General features: G+C 66.8%; 6 protein-coding genes. All 6 read right to left on the bottom strand.

Features of this window, described 5'->3' with window-relative positions; genetic code table 11:
- The coding region (locus HMPREF1138_RS10565) for a transposase (RefSeq protein WP_039937363.1) at positions 1-295 on the bottom strand (295 nt) is incomplete at its 3' end.
- 763 nt (positions 296-1,058) lie between these two features.
- Positions 1,059-2,498 (bottom strand): ubiquitin-like domain-containing protein, encoded by a 1,440-nt coding sequence (locus HMPREF1138_RS00955; protein WP_009055320.1) that lies wholly within the window; start codon positions 2,496-2,498, stop codon positions 1,059-1,061.
- 97 nt (positions 2,499-2,595) lie between these two features.
- Entirely contained in the window at positions 2,596-3,771 is a 1,176-nt protein-coding gene (locus HMPREF1138_RS00950; protein WP_009055398.1) for a resuscitation-promoting factor, read from the bottom strand.
- A gap of 234 nt (positions 3,772-4,005) precedes the next feature.
- Positions 4,006-4,920: a TatD family hydrolase gene (locus tag HMPREF1138_RS00945; protein WP_009055368.1), complete on the bottom strand. Its 915-nt coding sequence runs from the start codon at positions 4,918-4,920 to the stop codon at positions 4,006-4,008.
- Between the two features lie 36 nt (positions 4,921-4,956).
- Positions 4,957-5,541, bottom strand: a complete 585-nt coding sequence (locus HMPREF1138_RS00940; protein ID WP_009055390.1) for a DJ-1 family glyoxalase III — start codon at positions 5,539-5,541, stop codon at positions 4,957-4,959.
- Between the two features lie 114 nt (positions 5,542-5,655).
- Positions 5,656-9,057 carry an ATP-binding cassette domain-containing protein gene (locus tag HMPREF1138_RS00935; protein WP_009055384.1) on the bottom strand — a complete coding sequence of 1,134 codons (3,402 nt, stop codon included), beginning with the start codon at positions 9,055-9,057 and terminating at the stop codon, positions 5,656-5,658.
- Positions 9,058-9,075 lie beyond the last annotated feature (18 nt).

Here is a 9,075-nt window from a genome sequence, read left to right as displayed (position 1 = left end):
AGCGTTTACGGCGCTGAAGCAACCACTCTGGAAAGTAGGTTCCTGAGCGCAGCTTGGGGATCGCCACGTCAATGGTGCCGACCCTGGTGTCCAGGGGCCGGTAGCGATACCCATTGCGCCTGGCGTGACGCTGCGGGTCTTGTTGGCCCCACTGGGCCCCGCACACCGCATCAGCGTCCGCTGATAACAACGCGTTAATCACGTGCTGGAGCAAGGAACGCATCAAATCCGGGGATGCCTGGGACAACGCCTCGCCAAGCAGGCCAGCAGGGTCGATAATATGAGGAGCGGTCATCGTTGTGCCTCCAAATCGTTTCGAGTCAGAAGTAGAGAGCTTTCTCGAAGGATCACACGGTGACCGCACCCATATCAAACGGGCCGACCACCACACGGTTACACCACTATGCGGGACACTACTCTTCCGGATAGGTTACGCGCATCCGGATAGGTTGCACGCTTCCGGATAGGTTAGCCGCATCCGGATAGGTTAATAAGCTATCCGGATGCTCATAACCTATCCAGATGTTCGTTACCTATCCGGATACTCACGCCCATCCACCTACGCACGCGCCGAGATGCGCACCCCACAGCCCACCCAACCCACAAAGCCAGGACCGGGCGCCGCGCCAAGCTCAGCCCAGGCATCGAATCCGACCAGGACCGGGCGCCGCGCCAAGCCAGGGCGACGCATGAGGCCCCAGTACCGCGCCAAGCCAGGGCGACGCATGAGGCCCCAGTACCACGCCAAGCCAGGCCAGGCTGCGCATCCGGATAGGTTGCACGCTTCCGGATAGGTTAGCCACATCCGGATAGGTTAATAAGCTATCCGGATGCTCATAACCTATCCAGATGTTCGTTACCTATCCGGATGAGCGCGCTCTGAGTGCCACCACACCAGCACGCCCACAAGCACAACCACCACACCAGCACAACCACAACACCAGCACAACCACCACACAAGCACAACCACCACACCAGCACGACTCCACCCGCGCCGAGAAAAAGAACCGGGCCCGACAACACACGTTGTCAGACCCGGCCCTCGCAAGCTCTCAGGCTTAGTACCAGCCCACCGCGTTGGAGTGCGCCCACGCGGAGCAGGGCGTGCCGTAGCGGCCCTTGATGTAGCCGATACCCCAGTTGATCTGGGTGACGGGGTTGGTGCGCCAGTCGGCGCCAGCGGACGCCATCTTCGAACCCGGCAACGACTGCGGGATGCCATATGCGCCCGAGGAAGCGTTCTCGGCGTAGGGGTTCCACTGGGACTCGCGGTTCCACAGGAGAACCAGGCACTGGTACTCGCTGTCGCTCCAGCCCTGAGCCGCGACGATGGGCTTGGCCAGGGAGCGCGGATCCTCACCCGAGTAGTTCGTGGGAACGGCGCCAGCATCGGCGGCAGCCTGCGCGGCCGCGGCCTGGGTCGCCGCATCGGCGTTCTTGGCGTCGGCGGCGATCGCGGCGATCTCTTCCTTCGTGGAGAGCGTGCCGAGCTTGGCGCGGTAACGCACGGACGTCGTTCCGTCGGCCTCGGTCTTCTCCTCGAGGGTGGCCTTCGGGTCGATGCCCGCAGCGACGAGCGCGGCCGGGGTGGCCTCCTTCGTCCCCTCGGCGCGGACCTGGGTCACGGGCTGAGAGGTGGAGTGTTCGGTGATCGGCACGGAGGTGAGGACCTCGTCGCCGTTCTTTTCCTGCCACACCGTCCAGGTGGTGACGCCGTTGACGCCGGTCGTCGTCACCTGGGATTCACCGACGAACAGGTCGGAGCTGGTGGTCGTCGTTTCGCTGAAGGGAATCTCCGCGGTTTCGGTGGCCTGGCCTCGGGTCACGCGGCTGACGTTGATCGAAAGTTCTCCGGTCTCGTCGTTCGCGACGGTCACGCGGTCGAGCGGATGGACCGAGACGCCGGCGGCCTCGAGGATGGCGCGCGCGTCCTGGCCCGGCCGGACCGCGACTTCGCGCGTGGTGCCATCGACGTTGACGATGACGTTGCGGGCGCGAGACACGAGCGGGGTCAGCTCGTCGCGCGACGAGGAGCGGTCGGCGGCCAGGGTGACCGTGGAACCGAGCGGCGCGGCGTCAGCGAGGATGGAGTCGGCGGAGGCGGCGGTGGTCCACAGGGTGCGCGCCTGGCCGTCGACGGTCACCGTGTAGGCCTTCGAGGTGCGCACGACGATGGTGTCGCCCTCGCGCACGACGTCGCCGATGCCCGGCTGAATCAGGTCGGAGCTGCCGACGCTCACGCCCGCCACGGCGAGCGCGTCGCCGACGGTGTTGCCCCACGCGGTGACGGGGCGAGACACGCCGTTCACTTCGAGCATGACGGTCGTGTGCGAGGAGGCGACGCCGACTCCGGCGATGCCGAGGACGCCGGCCGAGGCGAGGGCCGCCACGCCCAGAACGATGCGCGGAGAGGGCGCGAAAGCACGCACGTGTCCGCCCAGGACGTGCAGGGCGCTGGCCGCGGAGGCGCTCAGCGAAGTGCTCAGGTGGTGGCTCACGATACTCCCAGATACTCGATATGGGTACTGCTGGTCAGCTTAGCGTGACGGCCCCGGCGGACGCTACGACAGCAGCGCCTCCGGGGGTAATGTCACGTTAGACGAGGCCGAGCTGGTAGGCGCAGCCCCACTGGCCCCAGCCCGCGCGCTGCTGGAGCATGCGCGCACGCATGGTCTGCTCCTCGGCCGAGGCGTCGGAGGGCAGGCCCGAGCCTCCCACGGAGCGCCAGGTCGGCAGGGAGAACTGGTACATGCCGTAGTAGCCGTTGCCGGTATTGATCGACGGGTTGCCGCCGGACTCGCACTGGGCGATGGCCGCCCAAATGGCCGCGTCGTCGCCAGAGATGGCTGCCGAGCCTGCGGAACCGGACGAGGACGAGGAGGAGGAACCGGCAGAGGAGGAAGACGAGGACGAGGAGGAGTCGGTGGAGGTCTTCGCCTCTTCGGCCTTCTTCTCCTTGGTGCCCTTGGACACGATGCGAGTCGTGGGCTCCGTGCGGGTCGTGGACAGGACGGCGGAGACGGTCACGTTGCCGTCGATGGTCTCCTGGTAGGCCTCGGTAACTTCGGAGCCGGCCACGCCTTCCTGCACGGTCTTCTCGGTGCCCTGCTCGGCCTCGGCGTCCTCGCGTTCTTCGGTCTCGTAGGGGATTTCGGTCGTCGTGGTGACCGTGCCGCGCACGACGCGCGCCACGCGCAGCGTCGTCTCGCCGCCGTTGCTTTCCAGGGTCACGCGGTCGATGGGTCCGGCGCTGACCCCGGCCTTGTCGAGGATGGCGCTCGCGCCCTCGGAGGCGGATGCGACCACGTCGGTGGTGGTCCCGTCGGCGACGACGTGGATGGTTTCGCCGTGTTCGGCCAGGGGCATTTCGGCGCGGGTGTAGGAGCGGTCGGCCGCCATGGTCGCGGAGGAGGCGGGCAGGGCGGACAGGACGCCCGAGATCGACGAGGCCGTGGACCAGGCGGTGGTCTGGTTTCCATCGACGGTCACGTCGTATTCGGTGGCGGTGCGCACGACGACGGTGTCGCCGTTGGCGACGGACTGGTCGGAGGCGGGGGCGACGAGGTCGTGTGCGCCCACGCTCACGCCCGCGGTGCTCAGGGCGTCACCGGCGGTCGTGAAGAAGCCGGACACGTCGTGGGTCACGCCGTCAACCTCGACGGTGACGTGGCGGTAGGAGGTTGCGATGCCGGCGGCGGCGGTGCCTGCCACGAGGACGGCCGTCGCGGCGGCGACAGAGATGACGGTTGTGCGGGAGGGCTTAACGCTCACGGGGCTCCAAACCTTGTAGTTTCCGCCTTCGTCGCCCTCGTTGCGCGCGCTGCCTCTCGCGGCGGCGCATTGTCTCGCTCGGGCGTCCGAAGCCGGACTGACACTCCAACCGTAACCAATTTGTTACCGTTTCGCGAGCACTTTGATGCAACTCACGCGAGGCCGCGCGCGCCCCGGCGACCCGCCCCGGCCTCGCAATGGGCATGTTTCCGCTGGTCATGACACCGCGGGGTTTCACCACCAGGAGCCGTAGACCGCCTGCGTGTTCGCTCGTAGCTGGTCGCACGCCGCCGCCTCGCTGACGTCCCACAGCTGCGCGATGAAACGCACGGTGTGGGCCATGACGTAGGAGGCGTTGGGGCAGCCGCGCCACGGGACGGGCGTCAGGTAGGGGGCGTCCGTCTCGACGAGCACCCGCTCGCGGGGAAGCACAGCCAGGGCGGCGCGCAGCTCCTCGTTTGCCGGGTAGGTGATGGGCCCAGCGAAGGAGGCGTACCACCCGCGCTCGGCCAGGCGCTCGGCCATGGCGGCGTCCCCAGAGTAGCAGTGGAACACAATCCGCTGATCCGCGCTGGCGCACTCGCCCAGGATCGTGAGGGTGTCGTCGTGGGCCTCGCGGTCGTGAATTTGGAGGGGCAGGTCCGCGCGGTCGGCCATCTCGATGTGCGCGCGGAAGGACTCCTTCTGAGCCTGGCGCCCCGGTTCGGCGGTGCGGAAGTAGTCCAGGCCGCTCTCCCCCACCGCGACGACCGTCGGGTCGCCCAGGCGCCGCTCGACCGCGGCGAGCGCCTCGTCGAGGGGCACGTGGTGCTCGAGCACGCGCGGGGTGAGACCGTCGGGCGAGGGCTCGGCGCAGCCTGCGTGCAGCGCCGCCTCGTTGGGGTGGATGGCCAGCGCTACACGCACGCCCTCGCGGGCCCTCGCGATCTCGATCATCGGGTCGAAGTCCGGCAGTTCGCAGGCGCTCGACACGAGGGCGGTGACGCCGACCTCGCGGGCGCGGTCCAGCTGCTCGTCCAGGCTCAGCGCTACGCCTTCACGCCGGGGGATCTCTCCGGCGTGGGTGGGCAGGTGCGTGTGATTGTCCACGACGGGCGCGGCCAGGGGCGCGGGGGTGTCGGGCCAGGGACGAGGCTTGCGCGGGCTCATGCGGGACGGGTGTCCTCTCGGAAAGACGGATGGGGGTCAGCGGGTGAGGACGACGCCGCGGGAGATCTCCTCGACTTCGTCGTCGCCCAGCAGCTGGCGCACGATCTCGAGGCCGAGCTCCAGGGCGGTCCCGGCGCCGCGGCTCGTCGTGATGAATTCGTCGACGACGACGGGGTTCTCGTGTGCGATCGCGCCGCCGGCGGCGATGGCCTGAATGAAGGCGGGGTTCGCGGTCGCGTGGCGGCCGTCGAGGACGCCCAGCTCGGCCAGGATCGAGGGCGCGGCACAGATGGCGGCGATCGGCTCGCGCGCGTCCGAGCGGCGCAGGACCTCGGCCTGAATGGCGGGGGTGGCCTTCAGGTTCGTCGTGCCGGGCAGACCGCCGGGCAGGAACAGCAGCGCGTAGGTCGACAGGTCCACGTCCTCGAGCATGAGGTCGGCGACCACGCGGATGCCGTGAGAGCTGGTGACGTGGCGCGCGTCGGTGACGGAGATCAGGTCGGAGCGCACGCCGGCGCGGTACAGGACGTCGGCGACGGCCAGGGCTTCGACCTCCTCGAAGCCGTCGGCCAGCATGATTGCGACGGCGGCGTCGGTGGCGAGCTTGTCGGGAGTGGGCATGGTTCCTCTTTCCTCGTGGTGCATAAGAGTGGGCGTACCCCCAGGTTAGCGCAGCCGCGCGCGCCCCGTGGCGAGGCTACGGCCTCGTCCCCGAAGGGCCGAGGCCGTCTCCGCTCACTCCGATCGCAGCGCCTCGACGGGGTCCTGCCTCGAGGCGCGGGCGGCCGGGATGATGCCGGCGATGACCGTCAGGCCGACGGACACCGCGACCAGGGTCAGCGCGGTGAGCGGCGAGAGCTGCGCGATGTTCTCCACGTTGAAGGAGGAGTAGGCGATGCCGTTTGCTATCGCGCACAAGCCGTAGGTCACGCCCACGCCAATCGCGCCCGCGAGGAAGCCCTCGATGACGGTTTCGGCGTTGAAGACGCGGGACACGTCGCCCTTGGAGGCGCCGATCGAGCGCAGGATGCCGATCTCCTTGCGGCGTTCGAGCACGGAGATGTAGGTGATGATCGCGATCATGATCGAGGAGACCACGAGCGAGATCGACACGAAGGCGATGAGGAGCCAGGAGATGATGTCGACGATCTTGGTCACCGAGCTCATGAGGGTGCCCATGACGTCGGAGTAGGTGATGACCTTGTCGGTGGCTCCCGCCGCCTCGTTGTCCTTGTTGTAGGTGTCCAGGACGTCCTTCACCTTGTCCTTGTCGGCGAAGGAACGCGGGTAGATCGAGATGTTGGAGGGCGAGGCGATGTCCGCCCATCCCAGGGTGCGCAGGTTCGTCTCGAGCGTGGGGACGTTCGTGGAAAACATGGTCGCCATGAGGGCGGCGAGGGACTTCTCGTCCACGTTGGATTGAAACGCCTCGGCGAAGGCGTTGGGGTCCATCGAGAAGGCGCTGGACATGTTGGTCGCGAACTGGGTCATGACCGTGTTCATCTGCTGGCCGATGGCGTCGGAGAGCTGCGTCATCATCGAGGTCATCGCGTTCGTCATGGCTTCCTGCATGACCTGGCCGATGACGGCGCTCACCCCCTGCGTGAGGGTGGTGCCCAGCTGGGCGGCGATCTGCGCGGAGATGGCGTTCATGACCTGGGCGGAGACGTCGGTGCCGATCTGGGCGAGCGCCGGGTCGTTGCCGAGGGCCTTGGTGAGGTTGGCGGCGAGCTTGTCGGCGTCCACGACCTGGTCGGAGGAGACCGCCGCTCGTAGCTGTTCCATCACCTCTGGCTGGGAGAAGTAGGACGAGGCCAGGGTCGCGAAGTCGGTCGTCCCGCCTTCCTCGATCTGCTTCTGGGCGTATTCCTGGAAGCCCTGGGCGATCTGGGTGGCCTGGGTGCTCAGGTAGTCGGCGGCCCCTTCCTTGACGGCCCCGTCGGCCAGGGCCGAGCGGATGATCGTCTGGAAGTCGACGTTAGCGAGCTGGGGCAGGTCCTTACTGAGTTCCCCGAGGTCGAGGGAGGACAGGTCGAAGGACATGCCCGACTGCATGCCCGATTGCGCGCTCAGGGCAGACAGGTCGATGCTCGACAGGTCCAGTCCCGACATGTCGAGGCCGCTGAAGTCCATGCCGGACAGGTCGAGGCCGCTAAAGTCCATGCCGGACAGGTCCATTTGGAGCTTGCTCGGGTCGATCTGGAAGGCGGCTGAGAGCTTGGATTCGTCGACGGTGAACAGGGAGGACATGTCGAAGCCACCGGACTGGCTCTGTTGGTTGTCGGCCAGTTCCTTGAAGGTCTTTCCGGTGAAGACGTCGACGTCGGGCTTGGCGCGCTGGGCCTTGACGATGGGGCTGGCCGTTGCCTCCTCGATCATCTGATAGGTCAGGGCGGGCGTGTAGGCGATGCCCTGACGCAGGGCTCCTCCCTTGTCGGAGTTGGGCTTGACGATGCCGGCGATGGTCAGTTCCTGGCCGCCGTCGACGAGCTTCTTCATGTAGTCCGCGTCGGAGGAGCGGTCGGTCCACACCTTGTAGGTGTCGTCCCACGTGTATTTGTCGAAGGCGTTGATGCGGCGGAAGGTGGTGCCCAGGATCGTCGAGTAGTCGTAGGTGGCGTCGTTGGTTGTCCCGGACTGCGCGCCCGACTGGGGCTTGCCGCCGAGGGCACCCTGGTAGTACTGGCGCATCAGGTCGTCGAATTCCTTGTGGTCTTTGAGCCCCAGGGTGTATTCGAAGAGGTTGGGGATGTTGCCGTCCTCGTCGAGCACCAGGACCACTTGGTTCGCGCCCGTGGGCCAGTTTCCGGCGACCACGGTGTACGCGGAGGTGTACAGCGAGGTCGTGGCGGGCATCTGGTAGAAGGGGTTGGTGACCATCATCGAGGAGAATGCCCCCGATCCGAAGCCCGCCTCCATCTGCTTCATGGACTGGTCGGGGCTGACCTGGACGGTCGTCTTGGAGGTGTCGGACTGGTAGATCTGGGGGATCACGTCGTAGTCGTATTCGATGGCGTTGGTCATCGTCTCGATGCCGCCGCCGTTGTTGTCCAGGAAGACCTTGAGGGAGGCCAGGTCGTTGGTCTTCGCGTCGCGGATGGTGTCCGCGAAGGTGCGCATGTCGGACACGCCCACTTTCCCGTCGGGCGCGGTTTTCGCCTTTGCGGAGTCCGAGGCGGAGACGGATAGGGCGGCGGTCATGTCGACGCCTGTTTTTTGAATGGTCAGCGGGTAGGAGCCGAGTGTCTCTTCCTCGGTGCGGGCGATGTAGGCGTTCGTGCCATTGGCGAGGGCCAGGATGGCGGCGATGCCGATGATGCCGATGGACCCCGCGAAGGAGGTCATGAGGGTGCGGCCCTTCTTCGTCATCAGGTTGTTGAAGGACAGGGACAGGGCGGTGAGGAAGCCCATGGAGGTGCGGCGCGCCGGCTTGGCCTCGCGGCGGTCCTCGGTGGCGGGCACGAAGGGGTCGGAGTCGGCGACGATGGAGCCGTCGGCGAGCTCGACGATGCGTGTGGCGTACTGGTGGGCCAGCTCAGGGTTGTGCGTGACCATGATGACGAGGCGGTCGCGGGCGACGTCGCGCAGCAGGTCCATGACCTGCACGCTCGTCTTGGAGTCGAGGGCGCCGGTGGGCTCGTCGGCGAGCAGGATTTCGGGGTCGTTGATGAGGGCGCGCGCGATCGCGACGCGCTGCATCTGCCCGCCCGACATCTGGGAGGGCTTCTTGTGGACGTGTTCGGCAAGTCCCACGCGCGTCAGGGCATCGAGGGCGCGCTTGCGGCGCTCGGAGCGCGAAACGCCCGACAGGGTCAGGGCCAGCTCGACGTTGGCCAGGACGCTCTGGTGGGGGATCAGGTTGTAGGCCTGGAAGACGAAGCCGATGCGGTTGTTGCGGTAGGCGTCCCAGTCGCGGGCCTTGTAGTCCTTCGTGGAGATGCCATCGATGACGAGGTCGCCGCTCTGGAAGCGGTCGAGGCCGCCGATGACATTGAGCATCGTCGTCTTGCCCGAGCCGGACTGGCCGAGCACGGCGACGAACTCGTTGTCACGGAACGCCACCGAGACCTTGTTGAGCGCCACCTGCACCAGGTTGGCGGTCTGGTAGGCCTTGATAATCTCCTTGAGTTCTAACACGCTTCGTCCTCATATCTA

The sequence above is a fragment of the Actinomyces sp. ICM58 genome, assembly GCF_000283035.1.
Taxonomy (GTDB): Bacteria; Actinomycetota; Actinomycetes; order Actinomycetales; family Actinomycetaceae; genus Pauljensenia.
This window is presented reverse-complemented; position numbering and strand designations above follow the sequence as displayed.